The sequence below is a fragment of the Streptomyces sp. NPDC058001 genome (assembly GCF_042886315.1).
In the GTDB taxonomy this organism is placed as follows: Bacteria; Actinomycetota; Actinomycetes; order Streptomycetales; family Streptomycetaceae; genus Streptomyces.
Map to the genome: position 1 here is coordinate 250956 of NZ_JBHVQT010000009.1, position 26435 is coordinate 277390.

Below are 26435 nucleotides of genomic sequence, written 5' to 3' on the forward strand. Positions count from 1 at the left end.
GACTCGAATCGGTACCCCGAAGCGTGTGCTCGAAGAGGAGCCGAGATGGCCAGCAAGCCGCCCCAGAGTGATCCGGTGCAGGACGCGCCGCAGGTCACCGCGCCACAGCACGCCGCGGCGGGGCTGCCCGCGATCGGTCACACCCTGCGCATCGCCCAGCAGCAGATGGGCGTCCGGCGCACCGCGCTGACGCTGCTCCGCGTCAACCAGAAAGACGGCTTCGACTGCCCGGGGTGCGCCTGGCCCGAGCCGGACCACCGACACGCGGCGGAGTTCTGTGAGAACGGCGCGAAGGCGGTCGCCGAGGAGGCGACGCTGCGCCGGGTCACCCCCGACTTCTTCGCGGCGCATCCGGTGCCGGACCTGGCGACCCGCAGCGGGTACTGGCTCGGCCAGCAGGGCCGTCTCACGCACCCCATGTATCTGGCCGACGGCGCCGATCACTACGAGCCGGTGACCTGGGAGCGGGCCTTCGCGATCGTCGCCGAGGAACTGGCCGCGCTCGACTCGCCGGACGAGTCCGTCTTCTACACCTCTGGTCGCACCAGCAACGAAGCCGCGTTCCTGTATCAGCTCTTCGCGCGCGAGTGGGGCACCAACAATCTGCCGGACTGCTCCAACATGTGCCACGAGTCGTCGGGTTCGGCGCTCACGGAGACCATCGGCGTCGGCAAGGGCAGCGTCCTCCTGGAGGACCTTTACCAGGCCGACCTGATCATCGTCGCCGGACAGAATCCGGGCACGAACCACCCGCGCATGCTGTCCGCCCTGGAGAAGGCCAAGGCGTCCGGCGCGAAGATCATCTCGGTGAATCCGCTGCCCGAGGCGGGCATGGAGAAGTTCAAGAACCCGCAGACCCCCAAGGGCCTCCTCAAAGGCGCGCCGCTCAACGACCTGTTCCTGCAGATCAGGCTCGGCGGCGACCAGGCCCTGTTCCGGCTCCTCAACAAGCTGATCCTGGAGGCGGACCAGGCGGTCGACGAGGACTTCGTCCGCGAACACACCCACGGGTACGAGGAGTTCGTGGCCGCCGCGCGCGCCGCCGACTGGGACGAGACCCTCGCGGCGACCGGCCTGGAGCGGCCGGTCATCGAGGAGGCGCTGCGCATGGTGCTCGCCTCGCAGCGCACGGTGGTGTGCTGGGCGATGGGCCTGACGCAGCACAAGCACGCGGTGCCGACGATCCGGGAAGTCGTCAACTTCCTGCTGCTGCGCGGCAACATCGGCCGCCCCGGCGCGGGCGTGTGCCCGGTCCGCGGCCACTCGAACGTGCAGGGCGACCGCACCATGGGCATCTTCGAGCGCCCCGCGCCCGCGTTCCTGGACGCCCTGGAGAAGGAGTTCGGGTTCGCTCCCCCGCGCGAGCACGGCTATGACGTCGTCCGCGCCATCCGCGCGCTGCGGGACGGCGAGGCGAAGGTGTTCTTCGCGATGGGCGGCAACTTCGTGTCCGCGTCGCCCGACACCGAGGTCACCGAGGCGGCGATGCGGCGTGCCCGTCTCACCGTGCATGTGTCGACCAAGCTGAACCGTTCGCACGCGGTGACCGGGGCGCGCGCGCTGATCCTGCCCACGCTCGGCCGCACGGAGCGCGATCTCCAGGGCGGTGGCGAACAGTTCGTCACCGTCGAGGACTCCATGGGCATGGTGCACGCGTCACGCGGACGCCTGGAGCCCGCGAGTCCCCAACTGCTGTCCGAACCGGCGATCGTGTGCCGCCTCGCCCGCGCCGTCCTGGGACCCTACAGCGACACTCCGTGGGAGGAGTTCGAGAAGGACTACGCGACCGTACGCGACCGCATCGCGCGCGTGATCCCTGGTTTCGAGGACTTCAACGCGCGCGTGGCGCACCCCGGGGGCTTCGCGCTGCCGCACGCGCCGCGTGACGAACGGCGCTTCCCGACCGCGACCGGCAAGGCCAACTTCACGGCGGCGCCCGTCGAGTACCCGAAGCTGCCCGCCGGCCGGCTGCTCCTCCAGACACTGCGCTCGCACGACCAGTACAACACCACGATCTACGGCCTCGACGACCGCTACCGGGGCATCAAGAACGGCCGCCGGGTCGTCCTGGTCAATCCCGAGGACGCGCGTGAACTCGGCCTCGCCGACGGCTCGTACACCGATCTGGTGAGTGAGTGGCAGGACGGTGTGGAGCGGCGCGCGCCCGGGTTCCGGGTGGTGCACTACCCCACCGCGCGCGGGTGCGCCGCCGCGTACTACCCGGAGACGAATGTGCTGGTGCCGCTGGACGCGACCGCCGACACCAGCAACACGCCCGCCAGTAAGTCCGTCGTCGTCCGACTGGAACAAACCACCACGGCCTAAGCGTTTGCTCAGTGGACCTGATAAGAACAGGTCGCACACCACGTGCACACGGCACGTAACGCCGTACGACGACGAACGGAGCCTGCCCCATGGGCGAGCAGCACACCGTGCAGTTCCCGCAAGAGGTCATCGAGGAGTACGCGGCCCTGGGCGTCGACCTGGTCGCACTGTTCTCGGCAGGCCATCTCGGCGCCCGGATGGGCATCGAGATCAAGGAAGCCTCGGCGGACCGTGTCGTCGGCACCATGCCGGTCGAGGGCAACACCCAGCCGTACGGACTGCTGCACGGCGGCGCGTCCGCGGTGCTCGCGGAGACCCTCGGCTCGATCGGCTCCATGCTGCACGGCGGCGCCGGCAAGCTCGCGGTCGGCGTCGACCTCAACTGCACCCACCACCGCGGCGCGCGGTCCGGCCTGGTCACCGGGGTCGCCACACCCGTACACCAGGGCCGCTCCACGGCGACGTACGACATCGTGATCAGTGACGAGGACGGCAAGCGGGTGTGCAGCGCGCGACTGACGTGCCTGCTGCGCGAGGTCTCCCCGGGCGACGCCCCACGCTGAGACGGCGGGTGCGGCGGCCACCCCGGCAGCCGCACCTCCCCGGCCACCGGCCCGCCAGCCCCCAGTCCTCCAACACGCAACTCCCCAGAAGCGCTCAAGCGCTCAAGCCCATTGATTCCGGATTCTCCGGACTTCCGTTCCCGACCCTCCCGAAATCGCCTTTTGCCGTGGACAGTCGGACAACTCGGCGTATCACTGAGCGGACATAAGTGGCCGATTCCTTTGAACTACGGCTGAATGGCGATCTTCCCTTCCGGCTCCGGTCGCGGTAACGCTACGTAACACGCGCGCAATACGGCCGCCACGACCGATCCCCGCGAGTACCCGCCTCCGTGATCTTTCCCGGCCGCTTCGGGCGACCGCCGATTCCAAGAACTCCGGACCCCGCCCGACGGCCAACCGGAAGTGGGGGTTCTCAGAATGTGGACTCCAGGGGCATAGCGCCAGACCAGCCGATACTCCCCTTTGCGGAACCTCAAATTCCGCCCCGTCATAACAAGAGAGTCACAAGCACGCCAGCATCGCTGCCTAAGGCCAAGGACCAGGCTTAGAGTCACCGCCAGTCACCGCTCCATCGGGAGTTCGGTACCAGCGCGGCAGCGGGTCGACTCAACAGAGAGGCCCCCGCCAGCGGAAAGGACTGATTGTGCGACAGCGTTCTTTGCTGATCCTTACCTCCGTTCTCACCACCGGAGCCCTGACCCTCACCGCGTGTGGCTCCCGTGACGACAACGCCAAAGGCGGCGGCGACGGCGACACCACCACGCTGACCATCGGCGTCGACGCCCCCCTGTCCGGCGAGAACTCCGCGACCGGCCTCGGCATCCAGTACGGCGCCCAGATCGCCGTCGACGACGCCAACAAGAAGAACACCGTGCCGGGCGTGAAGTTCCAGCTCAAGGCCCTCGACGACAAGGCGCAGCCCGCCACGGGCCAGCAGAACGCCAGCGCGCTCGTCGGCGACAAGACCGTCGTCGGCGTCGTCGGCCCGCTGAACTCCGGCGTCGCCCAGTCCATGCAGCAGGTCTTCGAAACCGCCAACCTGGTCGAGATCTCGCCGTCCAACACGAACCCTGAGCTGACCCAGGGCAAGAACTGGCAGACGGACAAGAAGCGCCCGTACAAGACGTACTTCCGCACCGCCACCACCGACGCCCTCCAGGGCGGCTTCGCGGCCGACTACGCCTTCAACGGCCTCAAGAAGAAGAAGGTCTTCGTCGTCGACGACAAGCAGACCTACGGCGCCGGCCTCGCCAAGATCTTCAAGGAGCAGTTCGTCAAGCTCGGCGGCAAGGCCGTCGGCACCGACCACGTCAACACCGGCGACAAGGACTTCGGCTCCCTCGTCACCAAGATCAAGGCCGCGGGCGCCGACATGGTCTACTACGGCGGCCAGTACGACGAGTCCGAGCTGATCACCAAGCAGCTCAAGGCAGCCGGCGCCAAGATCCCGCTGTTCGGCGGTGACGGCATGTTCACGCCGACCTACATCGAGACCGCCGGTGACGCCGCCGAAGGCGACCTCGTCACCTCCGTCGGCGTCCCCGTCGAGACCCTGCCCGCCGCCAAGGAATTCATCGCCACCTACAAGGCCAAGGGCTACAAGGGTGACTACGGCACCTACGGCGGCTACGCCTACGACGCCGCCAGCGCCATCATCAACGCCGTGAAGGCCGCCAAGGCCGCCAACGGCGACAAGCTCCCCACCGGTGACGACCTGCGCTCCAAGGTCGTCGAAGAGGTCGGCAAGAGCGACTTCGAAGGCATCACCGGCAAGGTCTCCTTCGACGAGTTCGGCGACACCGGCAACAAGCAGCTGACCGTCTACCAGGTCAAGAGCGGCAAGTGGGAGGCCGTCAAGACCGGCACCTACACCGGCTGACCCCACCAGAACACCAGCACCACACCTGCACCACACCAGGGCCGCGCGGAAGGTCGACCCCAACCGCGCGGCCCACCTGTTACCCCCACCCATGCATTCACCCCCAGCGACAATGGAGGCCATGCGGTGAACACCCTGCCGCAGCAGCTGGCCAACGGGCTGCTCCTCGGCTCGATGTACGGGCTGATCGCCATCGGATACACGATGGTGTACGGCATCGTCCAGCTGATCAACTTCGCCCACGGCGAGATCTTCATGACCGGCGGCTTCGGTGCTCTCACCGTGTACGTCTATGTGCTGCCATCCGGAATGTCGATCTGGGCCGCTCTGCCCCTGATGCTGATAGGCGGCGGCCTCGTCGCCGTCCTCTTCGCCGTCGGGGCGGAACGGTTCGCCTATCGACCACTACGCGGCGGCCCACGCCTGGCCCCCCTCATCACCGCCATCGGCCTCTCCCTCGCACTCCAGGAGCTGGTCCGCAACTTCTACCCCAAGGCCGACAAGCCCCGCGTCTTCCCCGAACTCGGCACCGGCTCCTACGACATCGGCTCCATCACCGTCAGCAACGCCGACATCTTCCTCATCGGCGCGGCCGTCGTCTGTATGACCTCGCTCGCCCTGTTCGTCCGCCGCAGCCGCACCGGCCGCGCCATGCAGGCCACCGCCCAGGACCCCGACACGGCGCAGCTCATGGGCATCGACACCAACCGCATCATCGTCATCGCCTTTGCCATCGGCGGCTTCTTCGCCGCCGTCGCCGCAGTCGCGTACGGCATGAAGTACGGACACGTCGAATACCGCATGGGCTTCCTCATGGGCCTCAAGGCGTTCACCGCCGCCGTACTCGGCGGCATCGGCAACATCTACGGCGCCATGCTCGGCGGCGTCGTCCTCGGCCTCGCCGAGACCCTCGCCAGCGCCTACATCGACGGCATCCCCGGCATGCAGCAGCTCGGCGGCGCCAGCTGGGCCAACGTCTGGGCCTTCTGCCTCCTCATCCTCGTCCTCCTGTTCAGGCCACAGGGCCTGCTCGGCGAACGCGTCGCGGACAGGGCGTGATCACGATGACGACCACCACCAAGGACACGTCCACCGCACAGCCGGCCACCGCCGTCATCCCGCTGCCCCTGGCCACCGCCCGCGCGCTCACCGTCGTCGGCGGCATCGCCACCGCCGTCTCCGCCTTCCTCGCCTGGACCTGGACCAGCGACTTCCCGGGCGACCTCACGGTCTACGGCTACCCCGGCGGCCTCCAGTGGATGACCCTCATCGCCGGGCTCATCACCACCCTCTACGCCCTCGCCGCCTACGACATCCCGGCCCTGCGCCGCGTCAACCCCGGCGGCACCGACGCCCCCCTCTTCCTCGCCGCACTCGGCGCCTTCGGCACCACCTGGTTCACGGTCATCGCCATCGCCGCCAAACTCGGCGGCGTCGCCAACCTCGAACCCGGCGGATACATCGCCGCCGTCGCGAGCCTGCTCCCCGTCATCGGCGCCCTGGGCCTTCCCCAGCACACCGACACCACCCGCGGCGACGGCACCAACCAGGTCAAAGAAACCCTGCGCACCCTCATCAGGAAGCCCGACCGCTTCCCCGCACCGCAGGAACTCCGGCCCTGGATCCAGCGCGCCGTCATCACCCTCACCGCTGTCATCGGCCTGATCGTCTTCACCTACGGCATCGACACCCCCTCCGAAGAAGGCGAAACCTTCATCGGATACCTCATCGTCGTCGTCTTCATCGCCTGGGCCCTCATCACCGCCGGCATCGTCGACCGCCTCTCCCGACTCGCCGCCGACAACCGCGCCTTCACCCTCGCCATGGGGTTCATCGTGGCCATCGCCTTCCCCTTCACCCAGAGCAACGACCACTACGCCAACATCGGCGTCAACATCCTCATCTTCGGAACCGTCGCCCTCGGCCTCAACATCGTCGTCGGCCTCGCCGGACTCCTCGACCTCGGCTACGTCGCCTTCCTCGGCGTCGGCGCCTACGCCGCGGCCCTCGTCTCCGGCTCCGAGTTCTCCCGCTTCTCCGGCGTCCAGTTCCCCTTCTGGGCCGCCGCCCTCACCGGCGCCGCCGCATCCCTCATCTTCGGCGTCCTCATCGGCGCCCCCACCCTGCGGCTCCGCGGCGACTACCTCGCCATCGTGACCCTCGGCTTCGGGGAGATCTTCCGCATCGCCGTCAACAACATGGACGGCGACTCCGGACCCGACATCACCAACGGCCCCAACGGCATCCCCTCCATTCCCGACCTGGAGTTCTTCGGCTTCAACCTCGGAGAATCCCACGACATCGGCGGCATCACCCTGGGCCGGTTCGCCAACTACTACCTGCTGATGGTGCTGATCATGGCCATCGTCGTCCTCGTATACAACCGGGCGTCCGACTCCCGTATCGGCCGCGCCTGGGTCGCCATCCGCGAGGACGAGACCGCCGCCACCGCCATGGGCATCAACGGCTTCCGCGTCAAGCTCATCGCCTTCGCCCTCGGCGCCACACTCGCCGGACTCGCCGGCACGGTCAGCGCCCACGTCACCTACAACGTGGTACCCAACCCCTACCAATTCGCCGGATCGACAGCGCCCAACTCCGCGTTCCTCCTCGCCGCCGTCGTCCTCGGCGGCATGGGCACCGTCAGTGGCCCCCTCCTCGGCGCCGCACTCCTTTACCTGCTGCCCGAGAAACTCGTCTTCCTCAAGGACAAGCAACTCCTCGCCTTCGGCATCGCCCTCGTCCTCCTCATGCGCTTCCGGCCCGAAGGCATCATCGCCAACCGCCGCCAGCAACTGGAGTTCCACGAAACCGGGCAACTCGACGTACCCGAACAAGGGCTCAGCCCCGAATCGGCCGAACAGACCGTCGGCGTCACCAAGGCGGGGGCGTAACCACCATGACCACCACCACCGAGACCACCACCGGCGCCCCCGTCCTCGAAGCCAGCGGCGTCACCATGCGCTTCGGCGGCCTCACCGCCGTACGCTCCGTCGACATCACTGTCAACAGCGGCGAAATCGTCGGACTCATCGGACCCAACGGCGCCGGCAAAACCACCTTCTTCAACTGCCTCACCGGCCTCTACATCCCCACCGAAGGCCAGGTCTCCTACAAAGGCACCGTCCTGCCGCCAAAGCCCCACCTCGTCACCCAGGCAGGCGTCGCCCGCACCTTCCAGAACATCCGGCTCTTCTCCAACATGACCGTCCTGGAGAACGTCCTCGTCGGCCGCCACACCCGCACCAAAGAGGGCCTCTGGTCCGCACTCCTGCGCGGCCCCGGCTTCCGCAGGGCCGAAGCCGAGTCCGAAGAACGCGCCATGGAACTCCTCACCTTCATCGGCCTCGCCCACAAGCGCGACCACCTCGCCCGCAACCTCCCCTACGGCGAACAACGCAAGCTCGAAATCGCCCGCGCCCTCGCCAGCGACCCCGGACTCCTCCTCCTCGACGAGCCCACCGCCGGCATGAACCCGCAGGAAACCCGCGCCACCGAAGAACTCGTCTTCGCCATCCGGGAAAAAGGCACCGCCGTCCTCGTCATCGAGCACGACATGCGCTTCATCTTCAACCTCTGCGACCGCGTCGCCTGCCTCGTCCAGGGCGAAAAACTCGTGGAAGGCACCAGCGACGTCGTCCAGAGCGACGAACGCGTCATCGCCGCCTACCTCGGCACCCCCTTCGAAGGGGCACCCGAGGACTCCGCCATCGAAGAGGTCCAGGCAGCCGAAGCCGCCATCGCCGACAGCGACGAAGCCGACGCCCCCGCAGCGGACGCCGCCCCCTCCAAGGCACCCCGTCCCTCGGAAGGAGACGACCAGTGACCACCCTCCTCCAGGTCGAGGACCTCAAAGTCGCCTACGGCAAGATCGAAGCCGTCAAAGGCATCTCCTTCACCGTCGAGGCCGGACAGGTCGTCACCCTCATCGGCACCAACGGCGCCGGCAAGACCACCACCCTGCGCACCCTCTCCGGACTCCTCAAGCCGCTCAGCGGGAAGATCACCTTCGACGGGAAACCCCTCACCGGCACCCCCGCCCACAAAATCGTCTCCCTCGGTCTCGCACACTCCCCCGAGGGCCGGCGCATCTTTCCCCGCCTCACCATCGCGGAAAACCTCAAGCTCGGCGCATTCCTCCGCAAGGACCAGGCAGGCATCCAGAAAGACATCCAGCGCGCCTACGACCTCTTCCCCATCCTCGGAGAACGCCAGAAGCAGGCCGCCGGAACGCTCTCCGGAGGCGAACAGCAAATGCTCGCCATGGGCCGCGCCCTCATGTCACAGCCCAAACTCCTCATGCTCGACGAACCCTCCATGGGCCTCTCGCCGATCATGATGCAGAAAATCATGGCGACCATCGCCGAACTCAAATCACAGGGCACCACCATCCTGCTCGTCGAACAGAACGCACAGGCCGCGCTCTCGCTCGCCGACCAGGGCCATGTCATGGAAGTCGGCAAAATCGTCCTCTCCGGCACCGGACAAGACCTCCTGCACGACGAATCCGTACGGAAGGCATACCTCGGCGAGGACTGAGAAAGCACCGGCAACAACACAGCAGAACGCGACGGAGGGCGGTATCCCTGGGGAATCCCGGGGATACCGCCCTCCACTCCGTTACGGTCGACCGTCGGCCCCGCTACGACCCCTTCGCCGACTTCTTCTCCTTGGCGTCCTCGATCACGGCCTCGGCCACCTGCTGCATCGACAGACGCCGATCCATCGACGTCTTCTGAATCCAGCGGAACGCCGCCGGCTCCGTCAGCCCGTACTCCGTCTGCAACACCGACTTCGCACGGTCCACCAGCTTCCGGGTCTCCAGGCGCTGCGTGAGGTCCGCGACCTCGTTCTCCAGCGTCCGCAGCTCCGTGAACCGCGACACCGCCATCTCGATCGCCGGGACGACATCGCTCTTGCTGAACGGCTTCACCAGATACGCCATCGCACCCGCGTCACGGGCCCGCTCGACCAGGTCGCGCTGCGAGAACGCCGTCAGCATCAGGACCGGGGCGATGGACTCCTCGGCGATCTTCTCCGCCGCCGAGATGCCGTCCATCTTCGGCATCTTCACATCCAGGATCACCAGGTCCGGACGGTGCTCACGGGCCAGCGCGACAGCGGCCTCACCGTCGCCCGCCTCGCCGACGACGCTGTAGCCCTCTTCCTCCAGCATCTCTTTGAGGTCGAGACGGATGAGCGCCTCGTCCTCGGCGATGACGACACGGGTCGTCAGCGGAGGCACATGCGACTTGTCGTCGTCGGCAACGGGCTGGTGCGACTCGGGGGCGGTCACGGGGGCTCCTCATGGCGGGCCGGGTCTGCTACTGCTTACGCAGCCTACCCAGCAGCGGCGACACCCGATGACCCGGTATGCTTCCTGAGCAGCGATCCAGCCGGGTTGGTGGAACGGTATACACGGAGGTCTCAAACACCTCTGCCCGAGAGGGCTTGCGGGTTCGAGTCCCGCACCCGGTACCCCTGAAGCGGATGTCCACGTTCTCGTGAACATCCGCTTTTTCGCTACCCAAAGCAGCACCCAGTGACGCAGGGTAGTCACATGGAACAGCACAGCCCTTCGACCCGCGAACAAGCGGTCGTACTCATGCGCCAGGGAGTCCCCAACCGCGTCGTCGCCGAACAGTTCGGCGTTCCTCGCGGGACCGTCGGCTGGTGGCACAGCGAAGACCGCCGATTACGCGGTGAGACGTACAAGCAGCCGACGGACTGCCCGCTCTGCACGGACCAGGCGCTCGACCGAGAGGCATACGCCTATCTCCTCGGCCTCTACCTCGGCGACGGGCACATCATCTCCAAGCCCAAGCAGCACCATCTGTCGATCTTCTGCGACGCGAAGTACCTCGGCCTGATCTCGGCAGCCGAGGGGGCCATGCGCAGCGTGATGCCCAGCTCCCGTGTCTCACACAGGCACAGGAATGGCTGCACAGAAGTGAAGTCACACTGCAAGCACTGGCTCTGTCTGTTCCCTCAGCACGGCCCCGGCAAGAAACACGACCGGGTCATCGCTCTGGAGCCATGGCAGCAGGACATCGTGGACGAGTATCCATGGGAGTTCATCCGGGGGCTCATCCACTCCGACGGCTGCCGGATCATGAACTGGACCACCCGGCTCGTCGCGGGCACCACCAAACGCTATGAGTATCCGCGGTACTTCTTCGCCAACAAGTCCGACCACATCCGGAAGCTTTTCACGGACGCGCTCGACAAGGTCGGCGTCGGGTGGACCACACTCGCGCGCGGCAGCGACCCGTTCAACATATCCGTGGCCCGCAAAGCATCCGTTGTTCTCATGGACCAACACATCGGGCCGAAGTACTGATCCGTGCTCAGTACCCCGGCCCTGGTTGCCCTCCCGCCGTGGCGGGGGTGGTGTTACTTCGGGGAGTCGTCCTCGCCGATGTGGTGGACGCGGACCAGGTTGGTCGAGCCGGAGACTCCGGGCGGGGAGCCGGCGGTGATGACGACGATGTCGCCCTTCTCGCAGCGCCCGATCCGCAGCAGCTGCTCGTCGACCTGGTCGACCATCGCGTCGGTGGAGTCGACGTGCGGGCCGAGGAAGGTCTCGACGCCCCAGGTGAGGCTGAGCTGGGAGCGGGTCGCGGGGTCGGGTGTGAAGGCGAGCAGGGGGATGGGTGAGCGGTAGCGGGAGAGGCGGCGGACGGTGTCGCCGGACTGGGTGAAGGCGACGAGGAATTTGGCGCCGAGGAAGTCGCCCATTTCGGCGGCGGCGCGGGCGACGGCTCCGCCCTGGGTGCGGGGTTTGTTGCGTTCGGTGAGTGGCGGCAGCCCCTTGGCGAGGATGTCCTCTTCGGCGGCTTCGACGATGCGGGACATCGTGCGGACCGTTTCGACGGGGTATTTGCCGACGCTGGTCTCGCCGGAGAGCATGACGGCGTCGGTGCCGTCGATGACGGCGTTGGCGACGTCGGAGGCTTCGGCGCGGGTGGGGCGGGAGTTGTCGATCATCGAGTCGAGCATCTGGGTGGCGACGATGACGGGTTTGGCGTTGCGCTTGGCGAGTTTGATGGCGCGCTTTTGGACGATGGGGACCTGTTCGAGGGGCATTTCGACGCCGAGGTCTCCGCGGGCGACCATGATGCCGTCGAAGGCGGCGACGATGTCGTCGATGTTCTCGACGGCTTGGGGCTTTTCGACCTTGGCGATGACGGGGAGGTGGCGGCCTTCTTCTTTCATGATGCGGTGGACGACGTCGATGTCGCGTCCGGTGCGGACGAAGGAGAGGGCGATGACGTCGAAGCCGGTGCGCAGGGCCCAGCGGAGGTCTGCTTCGTCCTTTTCGGAGAGTGCGGGGACGGAGACGGCGACGCCGGGGAGGTTGAGGCCCTTGTGGTCGGAGACCATGCCGCCTTCGATGACGGTGGTGTGGACGCGGGGGCCGTCGACGGAGGTGACTTCGAGGCAGACTTTGCCGTCGTCGACGAGGATGCGTTCGCCGGTGGTGACGTCGGCGGCGAGGCCGTCGTAGGTGGTGCCGCAGGTGTGGCGGTCGCCTTGGTGGCCGTCTTCGACGGTGATGGTGAAGGTGTCGCCGCGTTCAAGGAGTACGGGGCCTTCGCTGAAGCGGCCGAGGCGGATCTTCGGACCTTGAAGGTCGGCGAGGGTGCCGACGCTCCGGCCGGTCTCGTCGGCGGCTTTGCGTACGCGCTGGTAGCGGTCCTCGTGGTCGGCGTAGGTGCCGTGGCTGAGGTTGAAGCGGGCTACGTCCATTCCGGCTTCTACGAGTGCTTTGATCTGCTCGTACGAGTCGGTGGCGGGGCCCAGGGTACAGACGATTTTTGCTCGGCGCATGGGTCGAGCCTAGGGCTTACCGGTGGGTAGAGAATTGGTCGCGCATGACTACTCAACAACCTTTGCGTGAAGGACTCTTGACAAGTGTTGAATTGTGCGCGGGGGTGCTCCGATGAGCGAATGGAGCGCCCCCGGGCGCTGTTTTCCCGGGGGTTGGTGTCACTGCCGGTGCTGTTCGGGTCACAGGTGGGGTGGGGCCATGGTGAAGCGGGCGTTCACCTGTGCGTAGACGTGTTGGCGTTGGGGTTCGAGGTCGAGGGGTGCGGCTTCTTCGGCGGCGCCGCTGTAGGCGGCCATGCGCATCCCGCCGCCGGCGGCGGCGTCGAGGGTGGTGTAGGGGGTGGCGTTCTCGGCGCCGATGTCGGCGAGTTCGACGAGGGCGGCGAGGGTGGTGCCGAGTGCGTCGGCGTATTCGCGGGCGCGTTGGACGGCTTCGTGGACGGCGGTGCGGCGGGCTTCGCGGTGGGCGGGTGAGTCGGGGCGGAGGTCCCACCAGGGGCCGTCGACGCGGGTGAGGTCGAGGTCGGCGAGGCGGGTGGTGAGTTCGCCGAGTGCGGTGAAGTCGGTGAGTTCGGCGGTGAGGTGGACGCGGCCGTGGTAGGCGCGGATGCGTTCGGCGCGGCCGTGTTTGGTGAGTTGGGGGCTGATGGAGAAGGCGCCGGTTTCGAGTTTTTCGACGGCGTCTCCGTAGGTTTTGACGAGGTCGAGGACGGTGGTGTTGCGGCGGGTGAGGTCGTCGAGTGCTTCACGTCGGTCGGTGCCGCGGGCGGTGACGGTGATGCCGATGCGGGCGATTTCGGGGTCGACGTCGAGGTGGGCTTCGCCGCGGACGGCGATGCGGGGGGCGTCGGGGGTGCCGTAGGGGACGGGGGGTGGGGGTTCGTGGGTGGTCATGTCCCCACTGTGGCATCGGGGCCCCGGTCTCGGGGTGGTCAGCGGCTCGTCATCGGATGGAAACGTGTGGGGGGTGTTGCGGGAGGGGGTGGGTGGTCCAGAATCTACGCGCGTTGTGTCACGGCTCTTGGCGGCACGCGCCCACCCCCACGCGTGCACGGTCGCCGACCGTGTCCACTGTCTTCGAAGGTGTCAGGGAGTAGAAATGCCGCTCGACAGAAGGTCGTTCCTGGGTCAGACCGCCGCGACGGGGGCGGGGGTCGCGTTGGCGGCCTCGGTCGCGTCGCCCGCGGTGGCGTCGCCTGCGGTGGCGTCGGGGTCCGGTGGCGCGCCGAAGGACGGGGCGAAGCGGTACTCGTTCACCGTCCTTGGCACGACGGACCTGCACGGGAATGTCTTCAACTGGGACTACTTCACGGACAAGGAGTTCGACGACTCGGCGCACAATGACATCGGTCTGGCGAAGATCTCGACGCTGGTGGAGCAGATCCGCAAGGAGAAGGGGCGCGGGAACACGCTGCTGATCGATGCGGGTGACACGATTCAGGGCACGCAGCTGTCGTATTACTACGCCAAGGTCGATCCGATCACGGCGAAGCGCGGTCCGGTGCACCCGATGGCGCAGGCGATGAACGCGATGCGTTATGACGCGGCGGCGCTCGGTAACCATGAGTTCAATTACGGTATTCCGGTGCTGCGGAAGTTCGAGGAGCAGTGCAATTTTCCGCTGCTGGGTGCGAACGCGCTGGACGCGAAGACGTTGAAGCCGGCTTTCGCGCCGTATGTGATCAAGAAGCTGCGTACGCCGCACGGGCGGGATGTGCGGGTGGCGGTGCTCGGTCTGACGAATCCGGGGATCGCGATCTGGGACAAGGCGAATGTGCAGGGGAAGATGGTGTTCCCCGGCCTGGAGGAGCAGGCGGCGAAGTGGGTGCCGAAGCTGCGGTCCATGGGTGCGGACGTGGTGATCGTGTCGGCGCATTCGGGGTCGAGCGGTACGTCGTCGTACGGCGATCAGGTGCCGTATGTGGAGAACGCGGCGGGTCTGGTCGCTGAGCAGGTGCCGGGGATCGACGCGATTCTGGTGGGTCACGCGCATGCGGAGATCGCCGAGAAGTTCGTGACGAACAAGAAGACCGGTAAGCAGGTGCTGTTGTCGGAGCCGCTGAAATGGGGTCAGCGGTTGACGGTGTTCGACTTCGAGCTGGTGTGGGAGCGGGGCCAGTGGACGGTCGAGAAGGCCGGGGCGAAGGTCCTCAACTCGAATACGGTGGCGGAGGACCCGAAGATCACGGGCTTGCTGTCGGACGAGCACAAGAAGGTCGTGGCGTACGTCAATCAGGTGGTCGGGACGAACTCGGTGGCGATGACGTCGGCGGAGGCGCCGTACAAGGATGTGCCGATCATCGATCTGATCAATCACATTCAGGCGGCGGCGGTGAAGGACGCGGTGGCGGGTACGGAGTACGCGGCGCTTCCGGTGCTTTCGCAGGCGGCGTGTTTCTCGCGGAGCGCGGTGATTCCGGCGGGTGAGGTGACGATCCGTGATGTGGCGGGTCTGTATGTCTTCGAGAACACGCTGGAGGCGCGTCTGATGACGGGTGCGCAGATGAAGGCGTATCTGGAGTTCTCGGCGAATTACTTCGTGCAGACGGCGGCGGGTGCTCCGGTGGATCCGGCGAAGCTGACGAACGCGAACAACACGCCGGACTACAACTACGACGTGGTGAGTGGGCTGACGTACGAGATCGACATCGCGAAGCCGGCGGGGTCGCGGGTGACGAAGGTGATGTTCGAGGGCGCTCCGCTCGCGGATGGCGCGCAGTTCGTGTTCGCGGTGAACAACTACCGTGCGAATGGTGGCGGTAACTTCCCGCATGTCGCCGCCGCCAAGCAGGTGTGGGCGAATTCCGACGAGATCCGTAACACGATGATCTCGTGGGTGAAGGCCAAGGGTTCCATTGACCCGGCGGAGTTCGCGTCGGTGGACTGGAAGCTGACGCGCGACGGCGCCCCGGTCTTTTAGGCGAGGGTTCCACTGGAAGGCCGGTGCGGAAACTGCGGGTAGTCGGTGGCTGGTCGCGCCCACGCGGCGGAGCCGCACATGTCACAGTCCCGCGCCCCTGCGGGGCGCGCATCCCGCCTAACGGGGTTCCACCAGCGGTGTCAGGGTTTTGGCCGGTCCGGGTGTGGTGTGCTCGGGCCGGTCGAGGCCGAAGCTGGTGAACGCGGTGCGGCGGGGCAGTGGGTAGGGGTTGGTGCCGGTGAGGGCGTTGAGGATGGTGGCGCTGCGCCAGGCGGCGAGTCCGAGGTCGGGGGCTCCGACGCCGTGGGTGTGGCGTTCGGCGTTCTGGACGTAGATGTGGCGTCCGGTGCGGCTGATCGACGGTTCGAGGCCGAGGCGGTAGTGCTGGTCGACGCGGGGGCGTTCGGAGGCGTCGCGGCGGAGGTAGGGGGTGAGTCCGGCGAGGAGTTGGTCGAGGGGGCGTTCGCGGTAGCCGGTGGCGAGGACGACGGCGTCGGTGGTGAGGCGGGAGCGGGTGGCCTGCTGGGTGTGTTCGAGGTGGAGTTCGACGCGGGTGGTGGCGACGCGGCCCGCGGTGCGGACGGTGACGCCGGGGGTGAGGACGGCGTCGGGCCAGCCGCCGTTGAGGGTGCGTCGGTACAGCTCGTGGTGGATGGCGGTGATGGTGTCGGTGTCGATGCCTTTGTGGAGTTGCCATTGGCGGGGGACGAGGCTGTCGCGTACGGGTTCGGGCAGGGTGTGGAAGTAGCGGGTGTAGTCCGGGGTGAAGTGTTCGAGGCCGAGTTTTGAGTACTCCATGGGTGCGAACGCTTCGGTACGGGCGAGCCAGTGGATTTTCTCGCGGCCCGGGGGGCGTGCGGTGAGGAGGTCGAGGAAGATTTCGGCGCCGGACTGTCCTGAGCCGATGACGGTGACGTGGTCGGCGGCGAGGATGGTGTCGCGGTGGCGGAGGTAGTCCGCGGAGTGGATGACGGGGACGCCGTGGGCGTCGGCGAGTGGTTTGAGGGGTTCGGGTACGTGGGGTGCGGTGCCGATGCCGAGGACGATGTTCTTGGTGTACGTACGGCCGAGGGCTTCGACTTCTCCGTCGCTGTCGATCTGGGTGAAGTCGACTTCGTACAGGATGCGTTCGGGGTTCCAGCGGACGGCGTCGATCTGGTGGCCGAAGTGGAGTCCGGGGAGGTTCTCGCTGACCCAGCGGCAGTAGGCGTCGTATTCGGCGCGCTGGATGTGGAAGCGTTCGGCGAAGTAGAAGGGGAAGAGCCGGTCGCGGGTGCGGAGGTAGTTGAGGAACGACCAGGGGTTGACGGGGTCGGCGAGGGTCACCAGGTCGGCGAGGAACGGTACTTGGAGTGTGGCGCCGTCGATGAGGAGGCCGGGGTGCCAGTGGAAGGCGGGCCGTTGCTCGTAGAAGGCGGTGTCGAGTCCGCCGAGGGGTTGGGCGAGGGCGGCGAGGGAGAGGTTGAACGGGCCGATGCCGATGCCGACCAGGTCGCGGGGTGCGTCGGGTTCGTGGCGGGGCGCAGGGAGCGTGGGTCGGGTCGGGCTCATCGGGGGGTGTGTCCTTCCACCAGGTTGAGGAGCGCGGTGAGGTCGCCGGGGCGGATGTGCGGGTTGAGGAGGGTGGCCTTGAGCCAGAGCCGCCCGTCGGCGCGGGCCCGGCCGAGTACGGCGTGTCCGCCGTCGAGGAGGGTGCGGCGTACGGACGCGATGTGGTCGTCGTCGGCGTCGCGGGGCCGGAACAGGACGGTGCTGATGGTGGGTGGCGCGTACAGGTCGAAGGCGGGGTGTGCGGCGACGAGGTCGGCGAAGTCCCGTGCGTGGGCGCAGACTTGGTCCACGAGGGTGGCGAGTCCGGTGCGGCCGAGTGCCTTGAGTGTGACGGCGATCTTGAGGATGTCGGGACGGCGGGTGGTGCGCGGGGAGCGGCCGAGGAGGTCGGGGAGGCCGGCTTCGGTGTCGTCGTCGGCGTTGAGGTAGTCGGCCTGGTGGGCGAGGGTGTCGAGGTCGCCGGGCGCGCGGACGGTGAGGAGTCCGGCGGCGACGGGTTGCCAGCCGAGTTTGTGCAGGTCGAGGGTGACGGTGTCGGCGCGTGCGATGCCGTCGACGCGGGGGCGGAGGATGTCGCTGAACAGGAGGCCGCCTCCGTAGGCGGCGTCGACGTGGAAGCGGGCGCCGTGGGCGGCGCACAGGTCGGCGATGCGGGGCAGCGGGTCGATCAGTCCGGCGTCGGTGGTGCCACCGGTGGCGACGACGAGTGCGGGCCCGTCGATCCGGTCCAGGGCCTCCGTCACGGCGTCGGGGTCGAGGACTCCGCGAGGCGTGGGCAGTACCCGTGCGGGGGGCAGTCCGAGCATCCAGGCCCCTCGGGCCACGGAATGGTGGGAGTTCCCGCCGCAGACGACCTGGACCGGTCCGAGGGTCTCCCGTCCGAGGAGCAGGGCGAGTTGGTTGGCTTCGGTACCGCCCGTGGTGACGATTCCGCCGGGGGCGGGCGTCCTGCCGGTCCCGTAGACCTCGGCGGCGAGCGCCTCCACCACGAGCGTTTCCAACTCGGAGGCGGCGGGGGCCTGGTCCCAGGAGTCCAGGGACGGATTGAGCGCCGATACGGCGAGGTCGGCCGCCGTGGCGACGGCGAGCGGCGGACAGTGCAGGTGTGCCGCGCACAGTGGCTCGGCGGGATCGGCCGCGCCTTCGGCCAGTACCCGTACGAGGGCGCGCACGGCGGCGTCGTCCCCGATCCCCCGCTCCGGGAACAGCGGTTCGCAGACCTCCCGTACCCGATGGGCGACGGCGTCGGGTCCCCCGCGCGGCAGTGGTCCACCCCGCGCTTCGGCTCCGTCCCGTAGCGCGTCCAGCACGGTGTCGACCAACGGCCGCAGCGCCACCGGCCCATGAACGCCTCCGGCGAGAGGCGGCAGACTGCTCATGTGGTGGTGCCCTTCGGGTCCGTGAGGCCAGAGGGCACCAGCCTGTACCCCGTACCGGTGCGGAAAGCGCCCGGTACGGGGAACCGAACCCGAAAGGGTGAGCCTCGGGACGAACCGCTGTCAGGCGCCCCGTACCCGCAGGGCCCGCGCCAAGTCGTCCAGTTGGTCGGCGAGTTTGCGGCGCAGTGCGGGTGAGGGCCCGTCACCGCGCAGGCAGGCTTCGCCGAGTTCGAGGGTGTCGGTGTCCACGGCGTGGGTGGGGAAGGCGTGTTGTCCGGCGGCGGTCGCGATGGCGGGTCCGCGCCGTGCGGAGAGGGCGACGACGTCGGTGAAGTACCGGGGCACGTACTCCCTTACGAGAGCGGCCTGTTCGGGCTGCCAGAAGCCCTGGGCGGTGGCGGTGAACACGTAGTTGGACAGGTGGTCGGAGCCGAACAGGGCGTCCCAGGCGGTCTGTTTGGCGGCCGGGTCGGGCAGTGCGGCGCGGCAGCGGGCGGCGCCTTCCTGTCCGGTGGCGCTGGGGTCGCGGGCGAGTTCGGCGTCGATGGCGGTGTGGTCGGTGGCGCCGAGTACGGCGAGCCGGGCGAGGACGCGCCAGCGCAGCTCGGGGTCGAGTTCGGGTCCGCCGGGTACGGTCCCGTCGGCGAGCCAGGCGGCGAGGGTGCCGGGGCGGGCGGCGGAGTCGATGAGGTGGCGTACGGCGAGGAGGCGCAGGCGGGGGTCGCGGCCGTCCTCGGTGCGGCGGATGAGGTCGCGGCAGAGGTCGGTGAGGGTGGCGAGCGCGTCGTCGCGTCCGGCGGGCTCCAGATAGCGGTCGGCGATCTGGGTGCGGGCGAAGCCGAGGACGCCCTGGACGAGCGCGAGGTCGGTCTCCTCGGGGAGGTGGGCGCGGGCGGTCTCCAGGTAGACGACGGGTGCGAGGTCGCCGTCGCGGACCATGTCGCGCAGGGTGCTCCACAGGACTGTGCGGGTCAGCGGGTCGGGGACGCCGGAGAGTGCGCGCAGGGCGGCCTCGGTGGACTGCTCGTCGAGGCGGATCTTGGCGTACGTGAGGTCCTGGTCGTTGGGCACGACGAGCGCGGGGCGTACGCCGGGGAAGGCGGCGGGCGCGTTGTCGTGCGGGACGTCGGTCTCGTGGCGTTCGCGCAGGACGAGCGCGCGGCCGTCGATGGGGTCGCGGTCGTAGGCGCCGACGGTGATGCGGTGGGGGCGGCTGCCGGCGCGGTCGAGGGCGAGGGTCCACCGGCCTGGTTCGGTGGCGACGGACGCGGTGAGGGTGTCGACGCCGGTGGTGCGCAGCCAGGTTTCGGCCCAGGCGTGGACGTCGCGTTCCGTGGCGGATGCGAGGGAGTCGATGAAGTCGGCGAGGGTGGCGTTGGCGAACTTGTGCCGGGCGAAGTGGGTGTTGATCCCGGCGAGGAAGTCCTTCTCGCCGAGCCAGGTGACGAGTTGGCGCAGGGCCGACGCGCCCTTGGCGTAGGAGATGCCGTCGAAGTTGAGGAGCGCCGACGCGGTGTCGTCGACGGCGTCGGGGGCGACGGGGTGGGTCGAGGGGCGCTGGTCGGCGTCGTATCCCCAGGTCTTGCGGACGATTCCGAAGTCGACCCAGGTGTCCGTGAAGCGGGTGGCTTCGGTGAGGATCTGGTAGCCCATGTACTCGGCGAAGGACTCGTTGAGCCAGATGTCGTCCCACCACTTGAGGGTGACGAGGTCGCCGAACCACATGTGCGCCATCTCGTGGGCGATGACCACGGCGCGGAGTTGGCGCTCGGTGTCGGTGACGGCGGAGCGGAACACGTACTCCTCGCGGAAGGTGACGAGTCCGGGGTTCTCCATGGCGCCGGCGTTGAACTCGGGGACGAACGCCTGGTCGTAGGAGTCGAAGGGGTAGGGCTCCTCGAACTTCTCGTGGAAGCGGTCGAAGCAGGCGCGGGTGATCTCGAAGAGTTCGTCGGCGTCGGTGTCAAGGTGGGGAGCGAGGGAGCGGCGACAGTGCAGGCCGAAGGGCAGGCCGCGGTGTTCGGTGCGGACGGAGTGCCAGGGGCCAGCGGCGACGGAGAAGAAGTAGGTGGAGATCAGGGGGGTCTCGGCGGCTTTCCAGCGGCCGTCGCCGAGGTGTTCGGTGATGCCGTTGGACAGGACGGTCCAGCCTTCGGGGGCGGTGACGGTGAGGTCGAAGACGGCCTTCAGGTCGGGCTGGTCGAAGGCGGCGAAGACGCGTTGCACGTCGTCCAGGAAGAGCTGGGTGTAGAGGTAGGTCTCGCCGTCGGCGGGGTCGGTGAAGCGGTGCATGCCTTCGCCGGTACGGGAGTAGCGCATCGTCGCCTCGATACGCAGTTCGTGTTCGCCCTCGGTGAGGGTGAGGGGGAGACGGTTCTCGACGAGGGTGTCGGGGGCGAGGGGAGTGCCGTCGAGGGTGACGGTGTGGAGGTCGGTGGGCTTGATCTCCACGAAGGTGTCCGCGTCCGCGCGGGAGGTGAAACGGATTTCGGTGCGGGAGGCGAAGGTGGCGTCTCCCCCGGTGACGTCCAGGTCGATCGTGTAGCGGTGGATGTCTAGGAGCTGGGCTCGGTTGTGCGCTTCGTCGCGCGTCAGTACGGACATGTTGCACATGCTGCCGGATCGCTGGGCGCTGAGCCTAGGGGGTATCGGGCGCCCCGGGGGCACCTGCGGTGGGCCGCCCCTTCGCGGGTGCCCGGTACTTGGCTGCTGTGCCCAGAACGCCTGCCCACAGCGAGGTGGGCTTACTGGGATCCGTCTGCGATTTGTTCGTGGTGGCGGATTACCTCGGCGATGATGAAGGTGAGGAGTTTTTCCGCGAAGGCCGGGTCCAGTTTGGCGTTCTCGGCGAGGCGGCGGAGGCGGGTGATCTGTTCGGCCTCGCGGGACGGGTCGGCCGGGGGCAACTGGTGGGCGGCCTTGAGGTGGCCTACCTGCTGGGTGCATTTGAAGCGTTCGGCGAGCATGTGCACCACGGCGGCGTCGATGTTGTCGATGCTGTCGCGCAGCCGGGCGAGTTCGGCGCGTACGGCGGGGTCCACGTCGTCGGTGTTGCTGGTGGTCATGAGAGTTCACCCTACGGTGACCGGAGGGTCGGGGGGTCGTCGGGGTCGGGGACCGTATTGCTCCAGCCGCCGGGTACGGTCCGGCCCTGCTGCTCGCGGAAGCGGACCGGTGCCATGCCGACCCGGCGGGTGAACAGACGTGAGAAGTACGCGGGATCGTCGTACCCGATACGGCGGGCGATCGAGGCGACGGGCAGTTCGGTGGCGGCGAGGAGTTCCTTGGCGCGGCCGAGTCTGATGCCGAGGAGGTAGTCCTTGGGGCTGCGGCCCGCGGCGCGGCGGACGACGGTGCGCAGTTCGGCGGGGGTCATGCCGTGCCGGGCGGCGTGTTCGGCGACGGACAGCGGCTGGAAGGCGTCGCGGGCGAGTGCCTTCAGGACGGGGTCGCCGTCGGGGGCGAGGTCGGCGCGGGCGCGGCGCAGGGCGACGAGGAGTTCATGGACGGCGGCGCCGGTCTCGACCTCCAGGAGTGGGTTGCCGCGTCGGGCGGCCCGTGCGATGCGGCCCACGGCGGTGCGGGCTCCGGTCGGGTCGGAGAGGGGGACGACGGGCCGGTCGGGTTCGATGTAGCCGAGTTCGGTGTAGGTGGCGGTGGCGGGTCCGGTGAAGTCGACGAAGCACTCGTCCCAGCCGGTGCCGGGGTCGGGCCCGTAGTGGTGGGGGACGCCGGGGGTGAGCCAGAGCAGGGCGGGGGCCGTGACGGGGATGCGGCGGCCGTCGGGGGCGCGGAACCAGCCGCCGCCCGCGCTGATGACGACGGCGACGTGGTGGTCGAGGGTGCGGGGGCCGACGGTGGGCAGGGTGCCGTACTGGAGGCCGACGCCGAGGCAGACGAGGCCGAGGCGGTGGTGGACGGGGCTCGGCGTGAAATACCGCATCCAGGTGTGGTACATCCGCGGTCGTCCCCTCTCTGTCCGTTTCTTTCGGTCTCCGTCCGTCCAATCACCTCCGATCTTTGTCCATGGACCGTGTCGCCCGCCAGAGGTGATCGTGGCGGCGGTACGGGAAGCGGGAGGGACGCGATGGCCGAGTTCAGGGTGGGCGAGGACGACTTCGAGGTGGACGGGCGGCCGGTCCGGCTCCTGTCGGGCGCCCTGCACTATTTCCGGGTGCACGAGGCGCAGTGGGATCACCGGCTCGCGATGCTGCGGGCGCTGGGCCTGAACTGTGTGGAGACGTATGTGCCGTGGAATCTGCACGAGCCGCGTCCCGGTGAGTTCCGTGATGTGGCGGCGGTGGGGCGGTTTCTGGACGCCGTGCGTGCCGCGGGGATGTGGGCGATCGTGCGGCCGGGCCCGTACATCTGCGCGGAGTGGGAGAACGGTGGGCTGCCGCACTGGCTGACGGGACCGCTGGGTTCGCGGGTACGGACGCGGGATCCGGAGTTCCTGGCGGCGGTGACGCGGTGGTTCGAGGTGCTGTTGCCGGAGGTCACGGGGCGGCAGGTGGGGCCGGGTGGCGCGGGGTCGGGGACGGGGGGTCCGGGTGGTCAAGGTGGTGATCGGCGGCCGGGGCCGGTGATCATGGTGCAGGTCGAGAACGAGTACGGGTCCTACGGTTCGGACGGTGTCTATCTGCGGCATCTGGCGGGGGTGCTGACGGATCTCGGCGTGACGGTGCCGCTGTTCACGTCGGACGGGCCCGAGGACCACATGATCACCGGGGGTTCGGTCCCGGATGTGCTCGCGACCGTCAACTTCGGCTCGCACGCGGCGTTGAGCTTCGAGACGTTGCGGCGGCACCGGGCCAAGGGGCCGTTGATGTGTATGGAGTTCTGGTGCGGTTGGTTCGACCACTGGGGTGCCGAGCCCGTCGTACGGGATCCTCGGGACGCGGCGGAAGCGCTGCGGGAGATCCTGGAGTGCGGGGCTTCGGTGAATCTGTACATGGCGCACGGCGGTACGAGCTTCGGTGGCTGGGCGGGTGCCAACCGGGGCGGTGAGCTGCACGACGGGCCGCTCCAGCCTGACGTCACCTCCTACGACTACGACGCCCCGGTGGATGAACGCGGGCGCCCCACCGAGAAGTTCCGGCTGATGCGGGACGTTCTCGCCGAGTACGCGGACGGGCCGCTGCCCGAGGTGCCGCCCGCGCCGCCGGTGCTCGCCGTTCCGGTCACGGCGGAACTCGACGGCTGGGCGCCGCTGGACACGGTCCTGGAGGCGCTCGGTGGTCCGGAGGGGTGGTACGCGGTGCCGCCGACGTTCGAGGAACTGGACGTGGACCGGGGTCTGGTGCGGTACGCGGTGACGGTGCCGGGGCCCCGGGAGCCGTATCCGCTGTGGGTGCGGGGGTTGCAGGACCGCGCTGTGGTCGCCGTGGACGGGGTGCGGGCCGGGGTGCTGACGGAGGAGTCGCCGGCCTTGGCGGCGCCGGTCGCGGGGCACGCGCGCGTGGAGCTGTGGGTGGAGTCGCTGGGCCGCGTCAACTACGGGCCACGCACGGGTGAGTCCAAGGGGATCACCGGGGGTGTCCTGCACGAGCGGCAGTTCCTGCACGGGGTACGCGCGCGGGGGCTGCGGCTCGACGCCTTTGACGAGGCGGACCGGGTGCGCGCGATTCCGGTGGGCCCGGTGCCGGCGGACCGGGCGCCCGGTCTGTACCGGGGGGTGGTCGACGTGCGGGGCGTGGGGGACGCGGGGCTCGAACTGCCGGGGTGGACACGGGGGTTCGTGTGGGTGAACGGATTCGCGCTGGGCCGGTACTGGTCGGTGGGGCCGCAGCGGTCGCTGTATGTGCCGGGGCCTGTGCTGCGGGACGGGGGGAACGAGGTGTGGGTGCTGGAGTTGGAGGGGGCTCCGGAAGGTGGGGCGGCGCGGGTTTCGCTGAGCTGAGGGACGGACGGGGTGGACCAGGCGGACACCGCGGATCCGGTGCGGGTACCGCGCGGGACCGGAGTGCTCGGCTCCGGTCCCGCGGGGTCCTCACGTACGGGTGGCTAGAGGGTGGCCGCCGCCGAGGCGATGTTCGACGCGAAGGTCGAGACCTCGGTGTAGACGCCGGGGTAGCCCGGCCGCGCGCAGCCCTGGCCCCAGCTCACGATGCCGACCTGGATCCAGGCGCCCGCGTTGTCCTTGCGGAACATCGGTCCGCCGGAGTCGCCCTGACAGGTGTCCACGCCGCCCTGCGCCACGTACCCGGCGCAGATCTCCTCGCTCGGCACGAGGTCGGAGCCGTACGACTGCTGGCAGGTGGCGTCGCTGACGAAGGGGACGCTGGCCTTGAGGAGGTAGCGCTGCTGGGCGCCGCCCTCGGTGGCGGCGCCCCAGCCCGCGACGGTGAAGGTGCCCGAGTTGTACGCGGTGGTGGTGGCGATCTTGAGGGTGGGCTGGTTGATCGGCTGGGCGAGCTTGATGAGCGCCCAGTCCTTGCCCACGCCGTTGTAGCCGGGGGCCTGGAGGACCTTGGTCGACTTGACCTTGATGGCGCTGGCGCTCTGGAGGTCGACGACGCCGGCCGTGGCGGTGATGGAGGTGTTGTTGCCGGATCCGCTGACGCAGTGCGCGGCGGTCAGGACTATCTGCTGGGTGTACAGGGCGCCGCCGCAGCCCATGGACAGACGCACCATGAACGGGAACTCGCCCTGGGCGGCACGGGTTCCGCCGACGACGGGCGCGGGCGCTGCCTGCGCGGTGGTGAGGGGCTGGAGCGAGACAGCGGCGAGGGCCACCGCGGTGACGGCGAGGAGTCGTCTTACGCCGCTGAGCTTCTTGAGGAACTTCACCGTACGTCCTTTCGTGGGGGGTGGTGCGTGGGGGGTGGTGCGTGGGGGGTAAAGCGTGGGGATGGTGCGTGGGGGGTGCGCGCCGTGATGGGTCCCGGCCTCCCCCGCACAGGAACCCGTGGGTGGCATGGACCCGCCAAAGCGTTGTTGGATTATGGAGATCGCCGGACGTCCACGACAAGGGCCGGTTTCCGGTCACTCGTCACGCCCCACCGGCGCGAATCCACCTACAGTGGAAATCGGTTCAGCGCCTTCAGGGGGTATGGACGTGGCGAACGGCGGAACGGTCGAGCACGGCTATCCGCATCTGGAGACGGTGCGGGCGGCGATCACCGCGCTGTATCGGCGACTGTCTCCCGACACGGTGCGGACCTTCGCGACCAGCGTCGTCCCGTCCGACGTGGCCTTTTCCGACGAGGACGATCTCCATCTGGGGGCGCAGCGGGTGGCGCACGAGTTGGTGCGGCACTATCGGTTGCCGAACGCGCGGATGATCATCAGCTTCCGGGAGATGCATCATGCCGCGCATGTGGAACTGGCGGCGGGACCCGAGTACTTCATCGAACTGAACGACCGCTTCCGGACGCATCGGCGTGATATTGGGGCAGCGCTCGCGCATGAGGTGATGCATGTGTACCTGCACCGCCTGGACCTGTCGTTCCCGGGGACACGGGACAACGAGATCCTCACGGACACGGCGGCGGCGTATCTGGGGGCGGGGTGGCTGCTGCTCGACGCGTACCGGGAGGACGCCACGTCGTCGCAGAAGCTGGGGTATCTCACTCCTGAGGAGTACGGGTATGTGCTGGCGAAGCGGGCGCTGGTCTTCGACGAGGATCCCTCGCCGTGGTTCACGAGTCCGCAGGCGTATCCGGCGTACACGCGGGGGCTGTCCCTCGCACGGCGCGACGAGCGGCAGCCACCGTTGACAGCCGCCGGATGGACGGGGCGGCGACGGTACGCGAAGGACCGGCGGTACGCGCAGGACCACGGGGGTTCGGGCCTGCAGACGGGGCCGTACTCCTTCGACCCAGGTTCACCCCTGCGGGTGGCGTTCCCCTGCCCGACCTGCCGTCAGCGGATCAGGGTGGCGGTACGGGGGCCTGTGCGGGTGCGGTGCGGGGTGTGCGGCACGGTACTGGACTGCGACACGTGACCCTTGCAGGAAGCTGACCCGAACTCCCCTACCGGCACCC

General features: G+C 68.5%; 20 protein-coding genes and 1 tRNA gene. 12 read left to right on the forward strand and 9 right to left on the reverse strand.

The features are described 5' to 3' along the window. Positions 1 to 45 precede the first annotated feature (45 nt). The 7 genes from ACFVT5_RS23890 to ACFVT5_RS23920 all read left to right on the forward strand — a co-directional run bounded on the left by ACFVT5_RS23890 (position 46) and on the right by ACFVT5_RS23920 (position 9309). Complete coding sequence (locus tag ACFVT5_RS23890; RefSeq protein WP_389891444.1) at positions 46 to 2325, forward strand: FdhF/YdeP family oxidoreductase; 2280 nt, start codon at positions 46 to 48, stop codon at positions 2323 to 2325. 89 nt (positions 2326 to 2414) lie between these two features. Beyond that, a complete protein-coding gene (locus tag ACFVT5_RS23895) occupies positions 2415 to 2888 on the forward strand; it encodes a PaaI family thioesterase (RefSeq protein ID WP_389891447.1) in 474 nt (157 codons plus the stop codon). Between the two features lie 661 nt (positions 2889 to 3549). After that, complete coding sequence (locus ACFVT5_RS23900; protein ID WP_389891945.1) at positions 3550 to 4770, forward strand: branched-chain amino acid ABC transporter substrate-binding protein; 1221 nt, start codon at positions 3550 to 3552, stop codon at positions 4768 to 4770. 126 nt (positions 4771 to 4896) lie between these two features. Beyond that, a complete protein-coding gene (locus ACFVT5_RS23905; RefSeq protein WP_389891450.1) occupies positions 4897 to 5829 on the forward strand; it encodes a branched-chain amino acid ABC transporter permease in 933 nt (310 codons plus the stop codon). A 5-nt stretch (positions 5830 to 5834) separates the two neighbouring features. Beyond that, complete coding sequence (locus ACFVT5_RS23910) at positions 5835 to 7664, forward strand: branched-chain amino acid ABC transporter permease (RefSeq protein ID WP_389891453.1); 1830 nt, start codon at positions 5835 to 5837, stop codon at positions 7662 to 7664. Positions 7665 to 7669: 5 nt separating this feature from the next. Next, complete coding sequence (locus tag ACFVT5_RS23915; RefSeq protein ID WP_389891456.1) at positions 7670 to 8596, forward strand: ABC transporter ATP-binding protein; 927 nt, start codon at positions 7670 to 7672, stop codon at positions 8594 to 8596. Continuing rightward, positions 8593 to 9309, forward strand: a complete 717-nt coding sequence (locus ACFVT5_RS23920) for an ABC transporter ATP-binding protein (RefSeq protein WP_389891459.1) — start codon at positions 8593 to 8595, stop codon at positions 9307 to 9309. The genes ACFVT5_RS23915 and ACFVT5_RS23920 overlap by 4 nt, the downstream gene beginning before the upstream one ends. Positions 9310 to 9412: 103 nt before the next feature. Here ACFVT5_RS23920 and ACFVT5_RS23925 read toward each other — a convergent pair whose 3' ends face one another. Continuing rightward, positions 9413 to 10066 (reverse strand): ANTAR domain-containing response regulator, encoded by a 654-nt coding sequence (locus tag ACFVT5_RS23925; protein ID WP_389891462.1) that lies wholly within the window; start codon positions 10064 to 10066, stop codon positions 9413 to 9415. Positions 10067 to 10165: 99 nt separating this feature from the next. Here ACFVT5_RS23925 and ACFVT5_RS23930 point away from each other — a divergent pair. Together ACFVT5_RS23930 and ACFVT5_RS23935 are read left to right on the forward strand one after the other, a co-directional pair. Beyond that, positions 10166 to 10248 (forward strand) — tRNA-Leu (locus ACFVT5_RS23930). A gap of 82 nt (positions 10249 to 10330) precedes the next feature. Then, positions 10331 to 11110 carry a helix-turn-helix domain-containing protein gene (locus ACFVT5_RS23935; RefSeq protein WP_389891465.1) on the forward strand — a complete coding sequence of 260 codons (780 nt, stop codon included), beginning with the start codon at positions 10331 to 10333 and terminating at the stop codon, positions 11108 to 11110. 53 nt (positions 11111 to 11163) lie between these two features. Here the strand turns inward: ACFVT5_RS23935 and pyk are convergent, their stop codons facing one another. Further along, on the reverse strand, positions 11164 to 12600 hold the full coding sequence (pyk, locus tag ACFVT5_RS23940; RefSeq protein ID WP_389891468.1) for a pyruvate kinase: 1437 nt from the start codon (positions 12598 to 12600) through the stop codon (positions 11164 to 11166). Between the two features lie 180 nt (positions 12601 to 12780). After that, positions 12781 to 13494 (reverse strand): SIMPL domain-containing protein, encoded by a 714-nt coding sequence (locus tag ACFVT5_RS23945; RefSeq protein ID WP_389891471.1) that lies wholly within the window; start codon positions 13492 to 13494, stop codon positions 12781 to 12783. A gap of 205 nt (positions 13495 to 13699) precedes the next feature. Between ACFVT5_RS23945 and ACFVT5_RS23950 the strand changes: the two genes are divergently transcribed. Continuing rightward, on the forward strand, positions 13700 to 15520 hold the full coding sequence (locus ACFVT5_RS23950; protein ID WP_389891473.1) for a bifunctional metallophosphatase/5'-nucleotidase: 1821 nt from the start codon (positions 13700 to 13702) through the stop codon (positions 15518 to 15520). Positions 15521 to 15637: 117 nt separating this feature from the next. On the opposite strand, the gene ACFVT5_RS23955 is transcribed toward ACFVT5_RS23950, so the two are convergent. From ACFVT5_RS23955 to ACFVT5_RS23975, 5 genes are all read right to left on the reverse strand, one after another. Then, positions 15638 to 17071: a lysine N(6)-hydroxylase/L-ornithine N(5)-oxygenase family protein gene (locus ACFVT5_RS23955; protein WP_389891476.1), complete on the reverse strand. Its 1434-nt coding sequence runs from the start codon at positions 17069 to 17071 to the stop codon at positions 15638 to 15640. Then, positions 17068 to 18450, reverse strand: coding sequence for a pyridoxal phosphate-dependent decarboxylase family protein (locus tag ACFVT5_RS23960; protein ID WP_389891479.1), 1383 nt, complete (start codon positions 18448 to 18450; stop codon positions 17068 to 17070). Before ACFVT5_RS23960 ends, ACFVT5_RS23955 begins: the two co-directional genes overlap by 4 nt. Positions 18451 to 18570: 120 nt before the next feature. Then, positions 18571 to 21063 (reverse strand): aminopeptidase N, encoded by a 2493-nt coding sequence (gene pepN, locus ACFVT5_RS23965; protein WP_389891482.1) that lies wholly within the window; start codon positions 21061 to 21063, stop codon positions 18571 to 18573. A 131-nt stretch (positions 21064 to 21194) separates the two neighbouring features. Beyond that, positions 21195 to 21515: a chorismate mutase gene (locus ACFVT5_RS23970; protein WP_389891485.1), complete on the reverse strand. Its 321-nt coding sequence runs from the start codon at positions 21513 to 21515 to the stop codon at positions 21195 to 21197. An 11-nt stretch (positions 21516 to 21526) separates the two neighbouring features. Then, complete coding sequence (locus ACFVT5_RS23975; protein WP_389891488.1) at positions 21527 to 22408, reverse strand: helix-turn-helix domain-containing protein; 882 nt, start codon at positions 22406 to 22408, stop codon at positions 21527 to 21529. Between the two features lie 129 nt (positions 22409 to 22537). On the opposite strand from ACFVT5_RS23975, the gene ACFVT5_RS23980 reads away from it, so the two are divergent. After that, the gene (locus tag ACFVT5_RS23980) at positions 22538 to 24349 is read left to right on the forward strand and encodes a beta-galactosidase family protein (protein WP_389891490.1); all 1812 of its coding nucleotides are present in this window, start codon (positions 22538 to 22540) and stop codon (positions 24347 to 24349) included. Positions 24350 to 24453: 104 nt separating this feature from the next. Here the strand turns inward: ACFVT5_RS23980 and ACFVT5_RS23985 are convergent, their stop codons facing one another. After that, positions 24454 to 25239 (reverse strand): S1 family peptidase, encoded by a 786-nt coding sequence (locus ACFVT5_RS23985; protein WP_389891493.1) that lies wholly within the window; start codon positions 25237 to 25239, stop codon positions 24454 to 24456. A gap of 268 nt (positions 25240 to 25507) precedes the next feature. Here ACFVT5_RS23985 and ACFVT5_RS23990 point away from each other — a divergent pair, with 268 nt between their 5' ends. Beyond that, positions 25508 to 26395 (forward strand): hypothetical protein, encoded by an 888-nt coding sequence (locus ACFVT5_RS23990; protein ID WP_389891496.1) that lies wholly within the window; start codon positions 25508 to 25510, stop codon positions 26393 to 26395. Positions 26396 to 26435: the final 40 nt, after the last annotated feature.

Bases quoted from the DNA above. Each gene is read 5' to 3' on its own strand.
- ACFVT5_RS23890 (WP_389891444.1), top strand. From the start codon at position 46: ATGGCCAGCAAGCCGCCCCAGAGTGATCCGGTGCAGGACGCGCCGCAG.
- ACFVT5_RS23895 (WP_389891447.1), top strand. From the start codon at position 2,415: ATGGGCGAGCAGCACACCGTGCAGTTCCCGCAAGAGGTCATCGAGGAG.
- ACFVT5_RS23910 (WP_389891453.1), top strand. From the start codon at position 5,835: ATGACGACCACCACCAAGGACACGTCCACCGCACAGCCGGCCACCGCC.
- ACFVT5_RS23915 (WP_389891456.1), top strand. From the start codon at position 7,670: ATGACCACCACCACCGAGACCACCACCGGCGCCCCCGTCCTCGAAGCC.
- ACFVT5_RS23935 (WP_389891465.1), top strand. From the start codon at position 10,331: ATGGAACAGCACAGCCCTTCGACCCGCGAACAAGCGGTCGTACTCATG.
- pyk (WP_389891468.1), bottom strand. From the start codon at position 12,600: ATGCGCCGAGCAAAAATCGTCTGTACCCTGGGCCCCGCCACCGACTCG.
- ACFVT5_RS23945 (WP_389891471.1), bottom strand. From the start codon at position 13,494: ATGACCACCCACGAACCCCCACCCCCCGTCCCCTACGGCACCCCCGAC.
- ACFVT5_RS23950 (WP_389891473.1), top strand. From the start codon at position 13,700: ATGCCGCTCGACAGAAGGTCGTTCCTGGGTCAGACCGCCGCGACGGGG.
- ACFVT5_RS23955 (WP_389891476.1), bottom strand. From the start codon at position 17,071: ATGAGCCCGACCCGACCCACGCTCCCTGCGCCCCGCCACGAACCCGAC.
- ACFVT5_RS23960 (WP_389891479.1), bottom strand. From the start codon at position 18,450: ATGAGCAGTCTGCCGCCTCTCGCCGGAGGCGTTCATGGGCCGGTGGCG.
- pepN (WP_389891482.1), bottom strand. From the start codon at position 21,063: ATGTGCAACATGTCCGTACTGACGCGCGACGAAGCGCACAACCGAGCC.
- ACFVT5_RS23970 (WP_389891485.1), bottom strand. From the start codon at position 21,515: ATGACCACCAGCAACACCGACGACGTGGACCCCGCCGTACGCGCCGAA.
- ACFVT5_RS23975 (WP_389891488.1), bottom strand. From the start codon at position 22,408: ATGTACCACACCTGGATGCGGTATTTCACGCCGAGCCCCGTCCACCAC.
- ACFVT5_RS23980 (WP_389891490.1), top strand. From the start codon at position 22,538: ATGGCCGAGTTCAGGGTGGGCGAGGACGACTTCGAGGTGGACGGGCGG.